We start from the raw sequence: 707 nt of genomic DNA on the forward strand, positions 1-707 counted from the left end.
AAAAGCCCGTTGCCTCCGTTTCCAGGGCCGCGTAACCTTCAACCCCGGCAACGTCGTTCGCCGAAGTTCAACAAACTTCGGGACATCCCCCCTGCAGATACGTCGCACGCGTTTGCCGCGTCGCTTTTTCCGCGAGGAAGCGCGCAATTTCGGTTTGCATGGAATCCATCGATCCCCCCAATCGATCACTATGATACGTCTGCTTCAGCTGTCTGACGTCCCGAAGGCCAGCGGCTACTAAGCCTTGCTTAAGCGTTCAACGCAATCTATATTCTGTTCAACACAGGAGGTTCTCATGGCTGCGCAAACACGGACGGCTGCAGAAAGCGAAGCAACGGTCGCATCGACGCGCAATAAGCTCGTGCTCGAGCAAGCGAAAGCCGCCGGCCTCATCGGCGCCGCGAAGAATACCCGTCTTTCGGGGCGGGTGCCCTCCGAGTTGATCGAGGCGGCCAAGAAGCGCGCCCATGTCACCTCGGACACGGAGCTGTTGGAACTGGCGCTGTCGCGCCTGGCCCTCGAAGATGACTTTGGCGCCCGCCTGGTCGGACGTAAGGGCAGTATCCCGGCGGACATAGATCTTGGGGTTTGATCTTTCCGAAACCCTCCGATCGCTCACGGAGCGTGTCAACGAATGTGAGACAGCCGGAGCGATAGATTAAGCTTGGAGTTGGAGCTTGTTGTTGGGCGGATTGATCCAGACGGCG

At 58.6% G+C, this 707-nt stretch carries 1 protein-coding gene; it reads left to right on the forward strand.

What is annotated here, in order from left to right:
- The first annotated feature begins 295 nt into the window (after window positions 1-295).
- On the forward strand, window positions 296-592 hold the full coding sequence (locus VQ044_RS25470; protein WP_327650464.1) for a hypothetical protein: 297 nt from the start codon (window positions 296-298) through the stop codon (window positions 590-592).
- Window positions 593-707 lie beyond the last annotated feature (115 nt).

Origin of the sequence: Aurantimonas sp. C2-5-R2 (genome assembly GCF_036549495.1) — a bacterium.
Lineage (GTDB): Bacteria > Pseudomonadota > Alphaproteobacteria > Rhizobiales > Rhizobiaceae > Aurantimonas > Aurantimonas coralicida_A.